Source organism: Gordonia sp. NPDC003424 (genome assembly GCF_053588655.1).
Genome location: NZ_JBSFQJ010000001.1, coordinates 150,126 through 168,295 on the forward strand (window position 1 = coordinate 150,126; position 18,170 = coordinate 168,295).

The window sequence follows — 18,170 nt, forward strand, 5'->3', positions numbered from 1 at the left end:
CCTCAGAGGCTGATGCGGCCCTCGAGTGCGGCCTTGCCGATGTCGGTGCGGTGATGTGAACCGGCCAGCTTGATGCCGGCGATGCGCTCGTAGGCCAGTGCGCGGGCCTCGGCGAGGTCGGCGCCGGTGCCGACCACGGCCAGCACCCGTCCACCGGCCGACACCACATCGCCGTCGGCGTTGCGGGCGGTCCCCGCGTGGAGGACCCCTTGCGCGTCGGCACCGCTGATGACGTCACCGGTGCGCGGTTTGCCGGGGTAGTTCTCGGCGGCGATCACGACCGTGACGGCCGCACCGTCTTCCCATTCCAACGGCGGCAGGTCGTCGAGGGTGCCGGTTGCGGTCGCGTTGAGCGCTTGTCCCAGAGGCGATTTCAGCAGCGCGAGCACGGCTTGGGTTTCCGGATCACCGAAGCGGCAGTTGAATTCAACGACGGAGGGTCCGTCGTGACCGATCGCGAGACCGGCGTAGAGGAGTCCGGAGAACGGGGTTCCACGCTTGGCCAGTTCGGCCGCAACGGGTTTCACCACGTCGTCGACGATCGCCCGGGTGATCTCCGCGGGCAGCCACGGCAGCGGGGTGTACGCGCCCATCCCTCCGGTGTTCGGTCCGGTGTCGTTGTCCCCGACGCGCTTGTGATCCTGGGCGGGGATCAGCGGCACCACCGTGGTGCCGTCGACCAGGCTGAACAGCGACACCTCCGGGCCGTCGAGGAAGCTCTCCAGCAGCACCGGGTGCCCGCTTTCCAGGCATTCGGCGGCATGGTCGCGGGCCACCGCCCGATCGGTGGTGACCACCACGCCCTTGCCGGCCGCGAGTCCGTCGTCCTTGACCACCCAGGTGGGACCGAATCGATCCAGCGCCGCATCGAGTTTGGCCGGATTGTCGACGACCTCGCTGTGGGCGGTGCGGACGCCCGCGGCCGCCATCACGTCCTTGGCGAACGCCTTCGAGCCCTCGATCTGGGCGGCTGCCGCACTCGGGCCGAAGGTCGCGAAACCCGCGTCGCGCAGCGCGTCGGCCACGCCGAGCACCAGCGGCACTTCGGGCCCGATGACGACGAGGTCGGCCTCGACCTTCTTGGCCAGCGCCACAACCTCTTCCGAGGACGCGACATCGACGGGATGGTTGGTGGCGAGCGTCGAGGTCCCGGCGTTGCCGGGTCCCACGTGCAGCTCGGTCACCGAGGGGTCCTGGGACAGTCCGAGGAGCAGGGCATGTTCGCGGCCGCCCGAGCCGATCACGAGTACGCGCACGGTGATGACTCTAGTGGGTGCCACCCGACGGTGGGTTCGTTCATGTGCTGGTACGGGCGCGAGTGGAAGTAGCTCCCGGTGACTCCCACCCGATCGCCCGTCTTTGCAGCACCGGGATTGCAGCCGAAACCAGGCTACCGCCACGACGCGATACCAGGCGAATTGCTTTCGATCGGTGCCGGGTGGTGGCACCGATCGCAAACCGAATCGACCGAGCCCCGCACACCTTGCGGTGAGCGGGGCCCGGCTGTGCTGGTGCTCAGCGCACGTTGGCGGCACAGAGATCGACGATCTCCTGCTCCGTCGTGGCCGAGAGCAAGGCGGTACGGAACTCCTTCTTGACCAGGGCCCTGGACAGGGCTGCGAGGATCTTCAGGTGTTCGGTGCCCGCCTGCGCTTCCGGAACACTGATCAGAAAGATCAGGTTCGCCGGCTTGCGATCGAGTGAACTCCAGTCGATCCCACCGGGCATCCGGGCGAAGGCCACCATCGGCGAGTTGGCACCGTCGGACTTCGCGTGCGGAATGGCGATGCCCATGCCGACCCCGGTACTGCTCTGCGCCTCGCGGGCGATGGCCTTGTCTACGACAGCGTCGACGTCGCTCACCTGCCCGGTCTGCAGGCCGCGTCGAGCCAATTCGGCGATCAACCCGTCGCGGTCGGTGGCAACCGGCTCGAAGATCACGGTGTCGACGTTGAGGTAGTCGCGGATCGACGATTCGCTCGCCGCGGTTTCGGTGCGTGGCGCCTCGACGAGGGTCACACCGCCCGACGAAGTGGTCGACGATGACGAGACGGGGGTCGATTCGGTGATCGCCGCGGCGCCCACCGACGAGTTCGATGCGCCCGAGACGCCGTCCACCTCGGAGATGGCTTCAGCCGTTTCGGTTTTCGTCTTCCGGGGCTTGATGAAGACCACGGCCAGAAGCGCGGTGACGGCGACGCCCGCGGCGATCGCGACCACGAACAGCAAGGGTCGACCGACCGCTCCGAGTACCGCGACGATCGGCCCCCCGTGCATCACGTGGTCGGTCACTCCCAGTACACCGGCCAAAGCTCCGGCGACGGCACCGCCGGCAATGTTGGCCGGGATGACCTGCAGCGGGCGGCCGGCAGCGAACGGGATGGCGCCTTCGGTGATACCGAAGAAGCCCATGAACAGTGCCGCGATCCCGGACTCGCGTTCCTGTTCGGTAAACAGGCCCCGGCGGATCAGCGTGGCCACACCCATGCCGAGCGGAGGAACCGCGATCGCCGCGGCGACCATACCCATCGGCGCTGCGTTGCCGCTTGCGATGAGACCGCCGGCGAAGAGGAAGGCGGTCTTGTTCACCGGCCCACCCATGTCGAAGCTGATCATGGCGCCCAGGACGAGACCCAGCACGATCGCGGCACTGCCCTGCATACCTTCCAGGAAAGTGGTGAGCGAGGTGTACGCCGCAGCGATCGGCCCGCCGAACATGTAGACGAACGACAAGCCCACAGTGACCGTGGTGACCACCGGGATCACGATGATCGGCATGATGGGCGCCAAGTACTTGTGCACCGGTATCTTCTTGAGCGCCAATGCCAGATACCCCGACAGGAAGCCGGTGATGATGCCGCCGATGAATCCTGCACCGGACTCGGATCCGTATAGCGACCCGGTGACCGCGATGATGCCCGTGATCATGCCGGGAGCAAGCCCGGGGCGGTCCGCGATGGCGTACGCGATGTAGCCGGACAGAATCGGAACCATCAAGGTGAAGGCCAGAGTCCCGATCTGCAGAACGGAGTCCCAGAAGGTTCCGGGCTCGACCTTGAGTCCGGTTGCGGTGGGTGTACCCCCCAACGACAGCGCGACGGCGATCATCAGACCACCGGTGACCACGAACGGAATCATGTGTGACACACCGTTCATCAGCACTTTGTAGATGGTGGCCTGCACCGACTCGCGCTCGCCGGTGGCCTCGGCGCGGGTGGCGACACCAGCGGCCGGTTCCGCCGCCAGGGCGCGGTCGATCAGCCCTGCGCCGTCGTGGATGCCCTCGGAGACCCGGGCACGAACCAGCCTTTTACCTGCGAATCGGGACGTGTCGATCTGCTTGTCGGCGGCGATGACGATCGCATCGGCGTCGTCGATCTCCTTCTGAGTGAACTCGTTTTCGACACCGATCGAGCCATGGGTCTCGACGCGGATCGAATACCCTTTGGCCTCTGCAGCTTCGGTGAGCTTCTCGGCCGCCATGTAGGTATGCGCGATACCAGTGGGACACGCGGTGATCGCGAGGATCTTCTTCGGTATGTCGTTCATTGTGATTGTCTGCCTTCGTGGGTTGTGGCTCGGCTCAACGCTTCGGAGCAAGTTGTTCGGGGTCGATCATGTTCTCTGCGTGCGCGTCTCGATCTGTACTGGTCACCACCTCGCCTCGGAACAGCTGCGAAGCCGATCGACACCGATGTCGACACCGATGTAGGCGACTCCATGGCCGGTGATGGTGAGCGCCGCAGGCTCACCGACGCACAGCAGGCTGTGCCCTTGTCGCAACGGAAGGCTCTGCTCGGCGGTCGCGACGCACAGTTCCCCGGACAGCGCGAGCACAACAGAAAGCCCTCCGGGAGAACAGAACTCGACCTGGTCGTCGACATCTACCCGGCACAGGGCGATGTCGTCGCGCCATAACCGGTAGACCGTGATGCCGTCGGCGACCTGCACCGGCCGCATCAACGTCGGCAGATCCTGCTGGTCTCGGGTGACGGTGATCAGGGCATCGACATCGACATGCTTGGGGGTCAGGCCCGCGCGAAGCACGTTGTCGGAGTTGTCCATGATCTCGATGGCGGTGCCGGACAGGTACGCGTGAAGCTGGCCGGGCGTGGTCGCGACGGCCTGGCCGGGCTCGAGCCGAAGCAGGTGCATGCAGAGGGCGACCAGCACGCCACGGTCGTCGGGAAAGCTCTCGAAAAGAGTCGCGTAGGCGTCGACGACGTCCCGACGCAGCTGGTCGGAACTCTCGGAAACCTCGGCACCCTGGAGTACCCGGCGGGTTTCGGCCAGCGCGTGCTGCCAGCGTCGTGCGGGCCACGACAGCACCGTCTTGATGACCGACCCGCTCGACTCCTCGAGCGCCTGCTGCAGCCACGCGAACCCGAACTCACGCTGCACACGAGCGAGCTGTGCCCGATCACGTTCTCCGTTGAGCATCAGCATCGGCGTGACCGCGACGACGACCTCCGGCTTGCCGAACCGGTCCCGGAAGGTGCGGTCGGGTGCGTCGATCGCGATGCCGGCCGCATCCTCTCGGTCGAAGCCCTCGGCGGCCTGTTCTGCCGTCGGGTGAACCTGCAGTGACAACGGCTTTGCGATCGCCAGGATCTTCATCAGAAACGGGAAGGTCCCGTCGCCGGCCGACCCCACCGTCTGCGGCAGTACCTCGGTGACCGGAACATCGCGGCCGTCGCGCCGAATGGTCGACGGCCCGCTGACGTGGGCACCCACCCACAGCTCGGCCTCCGGTTCGCCGGACGGCTCGCGCCCCTGGAGCTGCGCCAGCGTGGACACGTCGCCCCACGCGTAGGACCGGATCGGGTTGGACATCTGATAAAGGACGGTCACGGGGCTTCCTTTGAGTCTTCTTGTGCAGAAATTCGGTGGATGGGTACGTCATCGGAGATCCGTGCGAACAGGTCCCGCCGCACCAGGCGGCCGATTGCTCCGCCGCCTTACCCAACCGCCCGGTCCGAAACCGTTCCCGGCTGACCGATGTGTCCACGCTAACCTCGCAATGTCATCGTTGTCAATAACTTTCTGACAACGATGACATTGGATGCTGACGCCACATACTTGCAGCTCAAGAGATACGACTATCGAATCGACGAGCTGCTCGGTGTAGTCTGATTGACATCGACAGACAAGCGGTCCGCACCGAGCTTCGGGTCACGCAAGCAGATAGGATGACGCCATGTCCCCCTCGAATCCGAGCCCTCAGACGCCGGCGACTCTGCAGGACGTGGCAATGCTGGCCGGAGTGAGCGTGAAGACCGTCGCGCGGGCGATCAACGGCGAAGCACACGTTCGACCCGAAACCCGCCAGCAGGTCATCGACGCAGCCGCCAAGCTCCGATTCCGACCCAACCGCGTCGCTCGAGAACTGCGCCAAGGCGCACGCACACAGGCTGTCGCCCTCGTGATCGGCACGCTGGACAACCCGTTCTACGCCGGTGTCGGCGCGGGTCTTGAACGCAATCTCCGCGCACGGCAGACCGAGCTCTTCCTCGCATCCGCCGACGACGATCCCGACCGTGAGGAAGCCTTGACCCGTGGCCTGCTCGAGCGCCGCGTGAAGGGCCTCGTCGTCGTACCCGTGGCGCGCGATCACAAATATCTCGAGATCGAGCGACAACTCGGCATGCCGATCGTGTTCGTCGACCGTCCCTCCATGACGATCGCCGCGGACAGTGTCGTCCGTGACAACCATGGGGGTGCGGCGTCCGCGGTCCGCGAGTTCATATCGAACGGACACCGCCGCATCGCCGTCATCGCCGACAACCCGGAAGTCTTCACGGCTTCCGAACGGCTACGCGGATACGAGGACGAGATGCGCGACGGCAACCTCGACATCGACCCGAACCTCGTAAGAACCGGAGTTCAGGACACTGATGCTGCGCAGCACGCAGCCGAAGAACTCCTCGCCCTGCCCGAGCCCCCAACCGCGATCCTCGCGCTGAACAACCGGATCAGCATCGGCGTCCTCAACATGCTGCTGTCCAGCAACGACAGCACCACGGCCTTCATCGGCTTCGACGACTTCGACCTGGCACCTGCATTGGGCATCTCCGTCATCACGAACGACCCGGTGGAGATGGGCGAGAAGGCTGCCGAGCTGATCCTCGAGAGCCTCGATGGCGACGAGCATCCGCCCCGCCAGGTCACCTTGCCCGCAACGTTGATCCGACGCGGATCGGGAGAACGCGCCCCGTCGGCGCTCGTCGCCGGCGCCTGAGACTTCTCACTGGATCGACGTACCTGAGGGACGTGGCCGGACGTTCGCCCTCGACATCGCAAAATGTGACCGTTGAGCGACCATGTCGATTCCGTGGGGGGTATCGGTGGGACTGCAGCCGTGCCGAGTGTGAGCCGACCGGCGTTCGCAGATCACGGCATCTGCTGCACGTCCACCCCGATCGACGCCAGCGCCTGAGCCCTGCGTGGCACCCCGAACGCCTCGTCGAGCACGACGACCAGCACCGGGGCGAGTGCGGCGACCACGACGGCAACGACCACCGATACACCCGCTGCCGCCAGCCACACTGCGGTGACGAGCAGCGCGATCACCCCGAAGCCGAGCAGTACGGAGAGCGGATCGAAAGGCAGTAGATAGTCGTACATGGCCAGCACGCCGAGGCAATAGATGCCGAGCGGGATGGCCACGGTGGCGACGACCACGCCCGGCCCGATGTGGGTTTCGTGTTCGATGTAGAGCGCGGCGACGTGCAGGCCCGCGCCGACCGCCGCGGCCGCCATGAAGACGACGATATGACCGTAGCCCCAGACGAAGCTCTTCTCGCGGTGCGCGTGCAGAGCGTCGCCGACCGGCACGATGAAGTACATCCACCACATCGCGAAGGTGACGCCCATGGCGGCCAAGCCGAGTACCGCGGTCTCGACCGACCAGCCCTCGACTTCGATCAGTGCCCCGAGCACCGCGACCGTGCCGACCACACCCTCGCCGAGCGTGATGATGGTGAGCAGCGAATAGCGTTCGGCGATGTGGTGGGCGTGCCACGGGGTTCCGGCGGTGAAGTGTTCGGCGATCCACGGTCCGGACAGCTCGACCAGGACGCAACCGGCCATTGCGAGAAGCGTGGGCAGCGGCCTCATGTCGACGATCAGAACCGTGATCCACCCGATCTGTGCGACCAACGTCATGGTCGCGTAGGTCAGGCACCCTTGCCGGTACTGCCGGCTCTGCGCCGCCGCACGCAACCACTGAGCGACCATGCCGACACGCATCACGATGTAGCCGATGACCAGCACGTGGTTGTCCACATGCTCGTGCTCGTTCATCGAGGTGAACACGTCGGGGATACCGAGGGCGATGATGGCCACGCCGATCATCTGGACGAGGGTGATGAGCCGGAAGAACCAGTCGTCGGTGTCGAAGGCGGACGCAAACCAGGCGAAGTTGATCCAGGCCCAGATCGCGGCGAAGGTGCACAGCAGGTAGCCCACGATCGCCACCTGGTAGTGCCCTTCGGCGAGCTGGTGCGCGACCTGCGTCCCGGCCACCGAGAAGGCGACCACGAAGACGAGGTCGTAGAACAACTCGAGGCTGGTGGCGACCCGCCCGACCTCGTGCGGGTCACGTCCCTGCATCCGCCGCAACGGATGTCCGATGGAGAGCGTCACAGTCGAACTGTAAGGGCTGATCGGCCGGCGGGCTCATGATCCGCTCCCCCGTCCGGAAACCGCGGCATCGATCGAGTACGCGGGTCCGGAACGAGGGAGCGGATGCGACGGTCAGCTGTTCGGCGTGGTCAGGTCGTAGACGGTGGTGCCGTCGATCGTCTGCGCGGCGAAGTTCGCCTTCACCCATTCGGCTATCTGAGCCGACGGCCGTGCCGTGTCCGAGTTGCCGAAGCCGCGTCCACCACCGAGGAAGTAGTGGATCTTCTTCTCGGCCACCAGCTTCTGGAACTGTTCCAGGGTCGGCGACGGATCGGTGCCGTTGAATCCGCCCACCGGCATCACCGAGTAGCCCGATTCCAGCTGATACCCCGAGGCCTCGTTGGACCCGACGGCCGCACCGGCCCAGGTGAACTTGTCGGCATCGGTCTGCAGCATGGTCACCAGTTCCGCGCTCGGCTTGGAGCCGTTGAGCAGCCCGCCGGGACCACCCATACCGCCTTCGGCGCTCATGCCGCCGGGTCCGCCCGCGGCGCCGGGGCCGCCGAATCCACCCGCCATACCCGGGCCACCTTGAGCCGCACCGGTTCCGGCGCCGCCGGGCGGTTGTGTGCCTCCGGGACCGGCCTGTCCGGCGCCGCCACCTCGACCCCACATGCCACCCGTGGCGCCCGGGCCGCGCATACCGGCGTGTCGCCCGCCGAATCCGCCTCCACCAGGACCGAATTCACCGCTGACGCGGGGACCGGCACTGATGATCGAGCCTTGTTTTGGCGTCGCGACGGTGTTGATCGTGTACGCGACGGGGCCGGCCAACCCCGCGATGATCGCCGTCGTCAGCGCCACGATCGACAAGTAGGCGCGGTGGGCGACCAGCATCACGAAGCCGCTGACGATACCGACGAGCAGCACCATCCAGCGCAACACCGGCACGAAGTCGGGTGAGCGGCCGAGCAGGGCGAAGCCCCAGATCGCGGCGATCCACACCGCTGCGGCCAGCACGACCCGGACCCAGAGTCGTTCACGCGCAGTCCAACACACCGCTGCACCGCCCGCGACGACCGCCGCCACCGCCGGCGCGAGCGCCACGGTGTAGTAGCTGTGGAAAATGCCGGCCATGAAGCTGAACACGCCCATGGTGACGAGCAACCACAGACCCCACACGGCGATGTAGGCGCGTCGGAGGTCGGTGCGCCGCGCCCTGCCGATGATGACCAGGGCGGCCACGGCGAGGACCAGTCCGGTCGGGATCAGCCAGGCGATCTGACCGCCCTGGGCGGGTTCGAACATGCGCAGTATGCCGGTCTCGCCCCACATACCGCCACGACCGCCGGGTCCACCACCGGGGGGTGCACCGAATGCCCCCGCATAGCCGGACATTTCGCTCATGCGGCCGCCACCGGGCATCACACTGCCGGTCTCGTTGCCGTTGAGACGTCCGAAACCGTTGTAGCCGAAGGTCAGTTCGAGGATCGAGTTGTTCTGGGAGCCGCCGATCCACGGCCGCGAGGATGCCGGCCAGAGCTCCACGGCGAGGATCCACCAGCCCGCGCTGACGATCAGCGCGCCCAGCGCCGCGAACAGATGTCCGATTCGTTTGACCCAATTGTGCTGCCCGAACGCGAGATACGTGATCGCCAGCGGCGGCACGATCAGCATCACCTGCAACTGCTTGGTGAGGAACCCGAATCCGACGAACACGCCGGTGAGGATCATCCAGCGCAGCCGGCCATCCTCGATGGCCTTGAGCGTGGCCCACACGGCCGCGATCATCAGCAGCACCAGCAGGGCGTCCGGGTTGTTGAACCGGAACATCAGTGCCGCAACGGGAGTCACGGCCAACGTCAGACCGGCCACGATACCCGCCCAGTGACCGAAGTACTTGCGGGTGATGAGGTACAGCAAGGCGACGCTCGCGACGCCCATCAGCGCTTGCGGGATCAGGATCGACCACGAGTTGAGTCCGAATACTCGTACCGAGATCCCCGGAATCCACAGCGACATGGGCGGTTTGTCGACGGTGATGGAGTTCGCCATGTCCGACGACCCGAAGAACCACGCCTTCCACGATTGCGAGCCGGCCTGGATCGCCGCCGAGTAGAAGGAGTTGGCCCAGCCGTTGGCCGACAGGTTGACGATGTAGAGCACGGCCGTGCCGATGAGCAGACCCGCCAGCGACAAGGGCTGCCAGATATGGGCGTTCCGCCCGGGCGCGGGGGCGCCGGGCGGAACGGGTGACGTGGCCGGGGGTCCGGCTACGGTGGTGGTCACTGAGCGGTTCCTTCCGTTGCGGTGACGGTTGCCGAGTTCTGCAGGTGTCCACGGAACACCCAGCGCAGCCCGACGAATCGGGTCGCGGTGGCCACCAGATTGGCGACGACCAGGACCACGAGTTCGACGTGCTTGGTCGCATCCGGCACGAACGCGTGCAGACCGGCCAGCGATCCGGCGGTCACCAACCATCCGAACACGAACACGCCGAGACCGAACAGCTGATGCTTGACCACGCCCTCACGACCGGTCACGCCGAAGCTGAACCTGCGGTTGGCCGCGGTGTTGAGCACGGCGGTGATGGCCAGTGCGACGAAGTTCGACACCTGCGCACCGAGGACCGCATGCAGCATCAGATAGAGCACGGCATAGGCGATCGTCGAGGCGACCCCGATCACGCAGAACCGGGCGAGCTGGCCCACGAAGCCCGGCGGTACGCCGTCGAGCTGGGGGCCGGGCGCACGATCGCGGCCGATGGTGGCGCGCAGATCGGCGATCGGCAGCCGGCCGGTGCCGAGTGCGTAGCCGACGCGGGCGCAACCTTTGAGGTCGGCAACGGCGGTCGCGACGATGTCGACGGTGCTGTTCGGGTCGTCGACCCAGTCGACGGGGACCTCGGCGATGCGCAGGCCGATGCGCTCTGCGATGACCAGCAGTTCGGTGTCGAAGAACCAGCCGGTGTCCTCGACGTAGGGCAGCAGTTGTCGTGCGATGTCGGTGCGCATCGCCTTGAACCCGCACTGCGCGTCGGAGAACTTGGCGCGCATGGTGGTGCGGAGGATGAGGTTGTAGGAGCGGGAGATGAACTCGCGCTTGGGTCCGCGCACAACCCGTGAGCCCCGGGACAGCCGCGTGCCGATCGCGATGTCGGAGTGACCCGACTTGAGCGGCGCGATGAGCGGCATCAGCGCATTCAGGTCGGTGGACAGGTCGACGTCGCAGTAGGCGACGATCTCCGCGTCACTGGCCCGCCATACCGCGTTGAGCGCCCGGCCGCGACCCTTCTGGTCGAGGTGGACGACGCGCAACCCGTCGATCTCCTCGGCGAGTCCGGCCGCGATCGCCAGGGTGGCATCGGTGCTGGCGTTGTCGGCGACCGTGATCCGCGACGGATAGGGAACGTGGGTGCGGAGATGATCGCGCAGGCGGCGGACCGACTCCGCGACGTCGATCTCCTCGTTGTAGACCGGCACGACGATGTCGAGGACGGGGGCCGGCGCGGAACTGTCGGCCACGGTGATGGTGGGCGATGAGGCCATCGGGAGCGCTTCTGCTGTCATGAGTCAACTATCGAGCGCGAAACTTCGTCCACTCTGCGTCGACGCTGGCAGGTTCCTGTGAGCCGTGACCACACCTACAGTGGTTCGCGTGCGCTCCTTCGACCTCGCACACCCCGTCTCCCCGGAAGCGCGTGCTTTCCATGACCTGTACGGCGACTGGGCTGCGGTCAGACCCGCCGATGTCATCGACGTCGTCGGCGGATTCGATCGACCGTGGTGGATCGCGGGCGGCTGGGCGCTGGACGCGGCCACCGGCACCCACCGCCCACACGAGGATCTCGATGTGGGGATCTTCCGCACAGACGTCGCGGCATTGATCGACGCCGTCGCCGACCGCCTGCACGTCTGGGCGGTCGGGTCGGGCACACTGCTGGCCCTGACCGGGGCCGATGAGCTTCCCACCGGTGCCGACCAACTCTGGCTGCGCGCGAACGCCCGATCGCCGTGGTTGCTCGATGTCCTCCTGACGCCCGATGCGGACGGGTTGTGGATCAACCGGCGGGACCCGACGATGCGGATGGCCCTGTCCGCGGCCACCTGGACCGATGGTGACGGTATTCGCTATCTGAACCCTGAACTCGTGCTGATCTTCAAGGCGAAGTCTCGGCGCCCCAAGGACATCGATGATTTCGCCCGGACCTGGCCGATCCTCGGTTCAGACGCCCGGTCCCGTCTCGTCGAGTATCTCCGCGGGCATCACGCCGACCATCCGTGGCTCGACGCCTGACCGCCGTGTCGGTGGCGAGCGTTAGGTTGGCAGCATGCCACCTGACATCGCCGCCCTCGGCGCCGACCAGCAGCACGTCGCGGACAGCGTCATCGAGAGTCTCGCCGGTGCCGGCGCGCGGCTGCGCGAGGACCAGCTCACCGCGGTAGCCGCCTTGCTCAAGCCGGCCGCCAGGGTTCTCGTCGTGCAGGCGACCGGATGGGGAAAGTCGGCGGTCTATTGGACGGCCACCGCGATCATCCGGTCTGAGCGTGGCGGGCCGACGCTGATCGTGTCGCCGCTGTTGTCGCTGATGCGTGATCAGGTTGCCGCCGCCGAGCGGGCCGGGCTGCGGGCGGCGACGTTGAACTCGTCGAATTTCGATGAGTGGTCGGCCATCGAGGACGAGCTGCGTTCCGGCGACCTCGACGTCTTGCTCGTCTCACCGGAACGGCTGGCGAACCCCGGCTTCGGCCGGCGGGTGCTGAACGCGCTGGCCGGCCAGTTGGGTCTGCTGGTGATCGACGAGGCACATGCCATCTCCGATTGGGGGCACGATTTCCGCCCCGACTATCGCCGCGTGTCCGATGTGTTGCAGACCTTGAACCCGCAGACTCCGGTGTTGGCCACCACCGCGACCGCCAATGCTCGTGTCACCGACGACGTCGCCGCCCAGCTGGGCGCGCACACCCTTGTACTTCGCGGACCTTTGGCACGGAAATCGTTGCAGCTCAACGTCATCGACGGGCTTTCCCCGATCGAGCGCTATGGGTGGGTGGCACAGTATCTGCCGGACCTCCCCGGATCGGGCATCGTGTACGTGCTCACCGTCGCCGACGCCGACCGGCTCGTCGGCGCGATCCGCGCCGTACACGGGCCCGACTACCCGGTGGCCGCCTACACCGGACAACTCGACGCGGACACCCGCCATCGTCTCGAGGATGCGTTGTTGCGCAACGAGATCAAGGCCCTGGTTGCGACGTCGGCGTTGGGTATGGGATACGACAAGCCCGATCTCGGCTTCGTCGTGCACGTCGGGTCGCCACCATCGCCGGTCTCCTACTACCAACAGGTAGGCCGTGCCGGGCGAGCCCTGGACGACGCCGTGGTCATGCTCCTCGCGTCGAAGTCGGACGACGCGATCTGGGAGCACTTCGCCACCTCGACTATCCCCGATCCGGACCGGATGGCCCGTCTCCTCGACGTCTTGGGGGACGCCGAGGGCCCGATGTCGGTGGTACAGCTGGAGTCCTCGACCGGATTCCGCAGGGGCCGGGTGGAATTGATGCTCAAGCAACTCGCCGTGGATGGGGTGACCGAACGGGGTCCGGACGGCTGGGAGTCGACCGGGACGGCGTGGTCGTACGACGCCGAGCACTATGCCGGTGTGCTCGGGGTGCGTCGTCGGGAAGCCGACATCATGCGCGACTACGTGGCCGGACGCGACTGCCTCATGCAGTTGTTGACCTCGTCGCTCGACGATCCCGAGGCCCAACCGTGCGGCCGGTGCTCGGCGTGTCGCGGCCGCCTGACCGAACCGTTGTCGGCGACGGTGCCGGCCGACACCGTGCGCACGATCACCGGGTCGTTGCGGCGTTCGGCGTTGATCTTGGAGCCCCGAAAGATGTGGCCCGGCGGGAGTTTCGGCACGCGTGGACGCATCAGCGCCGGATTGGCGGCCGAACCCGGCCGGATACTCGCGCATGCGGACGCACCCGAGTGGGCGGATCTGCTCCGAGATGCCAGACGTGGGGACGAGACCGCGCTGGCCGATCTCGGCGACGCAGCGGTCGCGACGTTGTCGACGTGGGTGCGTGAGACGGGGATGCGGCCGGACGTCATCGGCTCACTGCGGCTGACCGGTTCGATGCTTGCCGAACAGGTGGCCCAGCATCTGTGCGATGTCGGCCGCCGTGGCGGCTTCCGGTTCCCAGTGCGCGCGGGCGATGGGCCGGGCCGCGATGCCACCGGCGCGACCGAGGCGACCTACTGGCGTGAGCACCTCGGCGACACCCCGGACGCCGCCGGGCAGGTGGTGTTGCTCGTCGTCGACGAGACGAGTTCGGGGTGGCCGATCACCCTCGCGGCCGCGGCGGTGCGGGAGGCCGGGGCGACGGCGGTGCTGCCCTTGGTCATTCATCGCACGGTCTGACACGTCTCGACGGCTTGGGTCAGGTGAGTTCGGCGATCATCGCTCGGGTGATCCAGTCGCGATAGGCGTCGATCGACCAACCGCGATCGAGAACCAGCAACTCGTAGATCTCGGGAGCGATGAGTGTCCACAGGGTGTCGCGGACGTGCTCGACGGTCAGCTCCGCACGCAGGCCTCCGCTGCCGACCAGGTGTTCGGCGAGCAGGTTCATGCCGTACAGACGTTGGTCGAGCGCGGTGCGCCACAGTTTGTCGAGGCTCGCGTTGTGCTCGGCGCCGTCCCGGATCACCAGCTGCAGGCGCGCCGACCGCTCGATCCTCGCGGTGGCGGTGGCCGCATACATCTCGAGTTTCCGTCGAACGTCGGGCTCGTCGTCGATGGCACGGTTCTCCGGCCGCTCGCGCACGACGACCTTCTCGTCGTCGCCGGCCACCGCCTGGTCGAAGGCTTCCTTGATCAGTCCCGCCTTGCCGCCGAACGACTTGTAGATGGTCTCCGGCGACACTCCTGCGGCGTCGGCGATCTCGCTGATCGTGACGCGGTACCCACGGCGTTCGAACAGCTCGGTGGCGGTCAGCACGACGTGACGTCGCCGTTGACGTGCGGTCTCTTGACGACCGGATGCGTCGTACCCACGCCCACTATTGACTCCAGTCACCCTGTAATCAATACTAGAAATCAGATACAGATCACCTGTAATGAAATTGAGGCGAGACCATGACCACTTCCTTTGACGCCACAACGGTCGCCACTCGCAGCCTCACCGACATGGGCGAGGGATCACGCGAGGACTTCGACCGGACGATTCACCCCGACGCGTCGAATCGCGAAGACATCACCGAACCACCTGCCTGCCGAGGACGTGGACCCGACGCCTTCTGGGCGACCGCACTGTGGCTGCGCGAGGCTTTCCCCGACATCCGGCACACCCCACACGAGGTGGTGGCCGGCGGAGACCTCGTCGTCATCCACGCGACGATGTCGGGCACCCATCGCGGACCGTTCGTGGTCTACGACGAGGATGCCTGTGTCAAACAGGTCTTCGCTCCCACCGGCCGCAGTTTCGCGGTGCCGCAGACACACTGGTATCGAATGGCCGACGGGCTGTGCGTCGAGCACTGGGCGACCCGTGACGACATGGGTATGGCCGAACAACTCGGGTGGGTACCACCCACGCCGATGTACCTGTTGCGCTGCGCGCGGGCGAAGCGCGCGGCCCGCCGGTCTCAGGCGTCGGCGACGTACTCGCCGTAGCCGGTGCTGCGTAGGGCCTCCCGAATCCGCTCGGCGTCGGCGTCGAGTTCCTCGGGTGTGATGTCCTTGCGCGCGTTGCCCAGATCAAACGTCTCCATGCTGAGTGCCGGGAACACGTGGATGTGGACGTGCGGCACCTCGAGTCCCGCGATGAGCATGCCGATCCGGGGTGCGTCGAGGCCCTCCTTGATCGCGCGCCCGACCTTCTGCGCGACGTCGGCGAGATGCGTGAACGACGCGGTGTCCATCTGCTCCCAGTGATCGACCTCTTTGCGCGGGACGACGAGAACGTGACCCGGCGCCACGGGCTCGATGGTCAGGAAGGCCACGGCCTGGCCATCCCGCCACACAAATCGTCCGGGCAGTTCTCCATTGATGATCTTGGTGAAGACGGAAGCCATGGGCGTCAGTGTATGTGGTGCGGCGTGGACGGCGTCGCGTTGTCGGACGTCCATGACATCCTTTCCCTGTGAGTCGACCAGAGTTCACCCGCGCCACTCGAATCGTCAGTTCGAGTGACGTCGTGGCACAGGCGCAGCGGTTTCCGCGATTGCGCTACATGGGCTCGAAGTACCGGCTGCTCCCCCACCTCGAGCGCACCTTCGCCGAGATCGGCGGCACCACCGCGGTTGACGCGTTTTCCGGCTCGGGCGTGGTGTCCTACCTTCTGAAGGCACAGGGCTTCGGCGTCGTCAGCAACGATTTCCTGACCTTCCCGCACATCATCGCGCGGGCCACGGTCGCCAATTCCAGCGTGCGGCTCGAGCCGGAACTGGTCGACGAGATCTGCGGGCCGCCGGCAGACGACCGCGACTTCATCCGATCCACCTTCGACGGCCTCTACTTCACCGCCGAGGACCGCGAGTTCCTGGATTCGGCGTGGTCGCACATCGACCGGTTGCGTGGGTATCGCCGGGATCTGGCCATCTCGGCGCTCGTGCTGTCGGCCGCGCGTAAACAGCCGCGCGGGGTGTTCACGTTCACCGATTCGTCCCGATACGCCGATGGTCGCCGCGACCTGAGGATGTCGCTGCGCGACCATTTCCGGTTGCGGTCGGCGAGTGAGTACAACGCGACGGTGTTCAGCAACGGCCGGACCAGTCGCAGTAGCTGCGGCGACGTGTTCGATCTCGACCTGAGCTCACTGTCTGCCCCACCCGATCTGGCGTACCTCGATCCGCCCTATGCCCCACCGACCGACGACAACGACTACATCAAGCGCTACCACTTCCTCGAGGGGCTCTCGGCGTACTGGCGTGGCATGACGATCATGGAACACACCAAGACCAAGAAACTCACCAAGCGATACACACCCTTCGCCTACAAGCACAGCATCGAGGACGCGCTGGTCCGCACATTCGAGCATTTCGAGTCGGCGGGAGCGATCGTGCTGTCCTACTCCTCCAACGCATTACCGGGAGCAGACCGGATCGCCGACCTGCTGGGCAAGGTCAAGCCGTCGGTGGAGGTGATCGCCATCGATCACAAGTACAGCTTCGGGACCCATGCCGCGGCCACTCGTCGTGACGTCAACGAATTCCTGTTCATCGGGCGCGACTGAGGCACGAGAGGTTTCACCGATGAGCGAGGCCGGAGAGTTCAACAACTATCTGAAGACGCTGGGGCGCTTGACCTCTCACGTCGATCCCACGGAGTCGACGGCAGATGCCGAGCGGATCGTCGATGCGGTGGAGACCCTCGGCGAGATCCTCGACACCGATCTCACCGGCCTGGCGGTGTGGGCACGCGATCACGCCGACGAGGATTCAATCCTCCGACTGGCCGTCGGTCTGTCCCAGGAGAAACTCCGCAACAACCTGCATCACCGATTCGGCACGTCGTCGTGGCGGAAGATCGCCCGCACACGGCCTTACGAGCTGGTCTGCTGGATGGACGAGGAGTTCGATCTGGTCCGGACGCTGCGGACGCAAATGGAACGGACGTACACTTTCGCCGACATCCTCGTCGCCCGATCGGGCACACGCGCCACCGCAACGCGCGCGGGCGCGTCCGGGCGGCGGATCGAAGACGAGATCGAGTCCATCGCAGCCGATCTCGGCCTGCCCTACGTCACGCGGTCCCGTTTCACCGGCCGGGGTGGGCGGGATGCGCCCGCCGATCTCATCGTCGGACGCGACGGCGCCGCCGACATCGTCGTGGCCGCCAAGGGTTTCGACTCCACCGGCAGTAAACTCACCGATGCGGTGCGGGAGATCGAGGAGATGGCCGAGGTGCGCCTGCCGCGGCAGATGGTGCTCGCGGTCATCGACGGAATCGGCTGGAAATCAAGACAATCCGATCTGCGCCGCATTCACCAGCTGTGGGCCGACCATCTCATCGACGGCATGTACACCCTCGCCACGCTCGACACGTTCCGCGACGACCTCGCCGATTTCGCGCGGTTGCAGCGGTTGCTCTGAGGCGCGCCCGGTCCCTGATGAGTCGGCGCCATTCGCTGGCCGAGTGAGTCGCCCTTCCGCTGACCGAGTGAGTCGCCCTTCGAGTCACCACTCCGCTGGTCGAGTAAGCGACCGAGCTTGCGAGGACGCGCATCGAGGCCACTTCCATTGCCAGACAGGAGATCTCGATGCGGCGCCTCGCTGCGCTCGGAGCCTTACTCGATCAGCGGAAGGAGCGGCCGCCCACGCCAAGCCCTACTCGACCCACGAAAGGAGTGGCCGACAACCGCACGCCACTCGCCGAGCAAGTCGCCACCCCGCTGGTCGATAAGCGACCGAGCCTGCGAGGACGCGCATCGAGACCACTTCCATTGCCAGACAGGAGATCTCGATGCGGCGCCTCGCTACGCTCGGAGCCTTACTCGACCAGCGGAAGGAGCGGTCGCCCACGCCAGGCCTCACTCCAT

General features: G+C 66.3%; 14 protein-coding genes. 6 read left to right on the plus strand and 8 right to left on the minus strand.

Annotation, left to right across the window (positions count from 1 at the left end; genetic code table 11):
• Window positions 1-2: 2 nt before the first annotated feature.
• From purD to manA, 3 genes are all read right to left on the minus strand, one after another.
• Window positions 3-1,256 carry a phosphoribosylamine--glycine ligase gene (purD, locus tag ACWDTI_RS00665; protein WP_449736102.1) on the minus strand — a complete coding sequence of 418 codons (1,254 nt, stop codon included), beginning with the start codon at window positions 1,254-1,256 and terminating at the stop codon, window positions 3-5.
• A 259-nt stretch (window positions 1,257-1,515) separates the two neighbouring features.
• Window positions 1,516-3,549 carry a fructose-specific PTS transporter subunit EIIC gene (locus tag ACWDTI_RS00670; RefSeq protein WP_449736103.1) on the minus strand — a complete coding sequence of 678 codons (2,034 nt, stop codon included), beginning with the start codon at window positions 3,547-3,549 and terminating at the stop codon, window positions 1,516-1,518.
• Between the two features lie 102 nt (window positions 3,550-3,651).
• Window positions 3,652-4,851, minus strand: a complete 1,200-nt coding sequence (gene manA / locus ACWDTI_RS00675; protein ID WP_449736104.1) for a mannose-6-phosphate isomerase, class I — start codon at window positions 4,849-4,851, stop codon at window positions 3,652-3,654.
• 346 nt (window positions 4,852-5,197) lie between these two features.
• Here manA and ACWDTI_RS00680 point away from each other — a divergent pair, with 346 nt between their 5' ends.
• Entirely contained in the window at window positions 5,198-6,238 is a 1,041-nt protein-coding gene (locus ACWDTI_RS00680; protein WP_449736105.1) for a LacI family DNA-binding transcriptional regulator, read from the plus strand.
• A 152-nt stretch (window positions 6,239-6,390) separates the two neighbouring features.
• Here the strand turns inward: ACWDTI_RS00680 and ACWDTI_RS00685 are convergent, their stop codons facing one another.
• The 3 genes from ACWDTI_RS00685 to ACWDTI_RS00695 form a co-directional block, all read right to left on the minus strand.
• Window positions 6,391-7,611, minus strand: a complete 1,221-nt coding sequence (locus ACWDTI_RS00685; RefSeq protein WP_449736488.1) for a low temperature requirement protein A — start codon at window positions 7,609-7,611, stop codon at window positions 6,391-6,393.
• A 144-nt stretch (window positions 7,612-7,755) separates the two neighbouring features.
• A complete protein-coding gene (locus tag ACWDTI_RS00690) occupies window positions 7,756-9,912 on the minus strand; it encodes an ArnT family glycosyltransferase (protein WP_449736106.1) in 2,157 nt (718 codons plus the stop codon).
• Window positions 9,909-11,192, minus strand: a complete 1,284-nt coding sequence (locus ACWDTI_RS00695) for a glycosyltransferase (RefSeq protein WP_449736107.1) — start codon at window positions 11,190-11,192, stop codon at window positions 9,909-9,911. Before ACWDTI_RS00695 ends, ACWDTI_RS00690 begins: the two co-directional genes overlap by 4 nt.
• 88 nt (window positions 11,193-11,280) lie before the next feature.
• On the opposite strand from ACWDTI_RS00695, the gene ACWDTI_RS00700 reads away from it, so the two are divergent.
• Together ACWDTI_RS00700 and ACWDTI_RS00705 are read left to right on the plus strand one after the other, a co-directional pair.
• Entirely contained in the window at window positions 11,281-11,919 is a 639-nt protein-coding gene (locus tag ACWDTI_RS00700; protein ID WP_449736108.1) for a nucleotidyltransferase domain-containing protein, read from the plus strand.
• A gap of 34 nt (window positions 11,920-11,953) precedes the next feature.
• Window positions 11,954-14,050 (plus strand): RecQ family ATP-dependent DNA helicase, encoded by a 2,097-nt coding sequence (locus tag ACWDTI_RS00705; protein ID WP_449736109.1) that lies wholly within the window; start codon window positions 11,954-11,956, stop codon window positions 14,048-14,050.
• 19 nt (window positions 14,051-14,069) lie between these two features.
• Here ACWDTI_RS00705 and ACWDTI_RS00710 read toward each other — a convergent pair whose 3' ends face one another.
• Window positions 14,070-14,630 carry a TetR/AcrR family transcriptional regulator gene (locus tag ACWDTI_RS00710; RefSeq protein ID WP_449736110.1) on the minus strand — a complete coding sequence of 187 codons (561 nt, stop codon included), beginning with the start codon at window positions 14,628-14,630 and terminating at the stop codon, window positions 14,070-14,072.
• 137 nt (window positions 14,631-14,767) lie between these two features.
• Between ACWDTI_RS00710 and ACWDTI_RS00715 the strand changes: the two genes are divergently transcribed.
• Entirely contained in the window at window positions 14,768-15,304 is a 537-nt protein-coding gene (locus ACWDTI_RS00715; RefSeq protein WP_449736111.1) for an ester cyclase, read from the plus strand.
• On the opposite strand, the gene ACWDTI_RS00720 is transcribed toward ACWDTI_RS00715, so the two are convergent.
• Window positions 15,277-15,705, minus strand: coding sequence for an HIT family protein (locus tag ACWDTI_RS00720; RefSeq protein ID WP_449736112.1), 429 nt, complete (start codon window positions 15,703-15,705; stop codon window positions 15,277-15,279). The genes ACWDTI_RS00715 and ACWDTI_RS00720 overlap by 28 nt on opposite strands.
• Before the next feature lie 158 nt (window positions 15,706-15,863).
• Between ACWDTI_RS00720 and ACWDTI_RS00725 the strand changes: the two genes are divergently transcribed.
• Window positions 15,864-16,865 carry a DNA adenine methylase gene (locus ACWDTI_RS00725; protein ID WP_449736489.1) on the plus strand — a complete coding sequence of 334 codons (1,002 nt, stop codon included), beginning with the start codon at window positions 15,864-15,866 and terminating at the stop codon, window positions 16,863-16,865.
• 19 nt (window positions 16,866-16,884) lie between these two features.
• Window positions 16,885-17,724: a hypothetical protein gene (locus tag ACWDTI_RS00730; protein ID WP_449736113.1), complete on the plus strand. Its 840-nt coding sequence runs from the start codon at window positions 16,885-16,887 to the stop codon at window positions 17,722-17,724.
• Window positions 17,725-18,170: the final 446 nt, after the last annotated feature.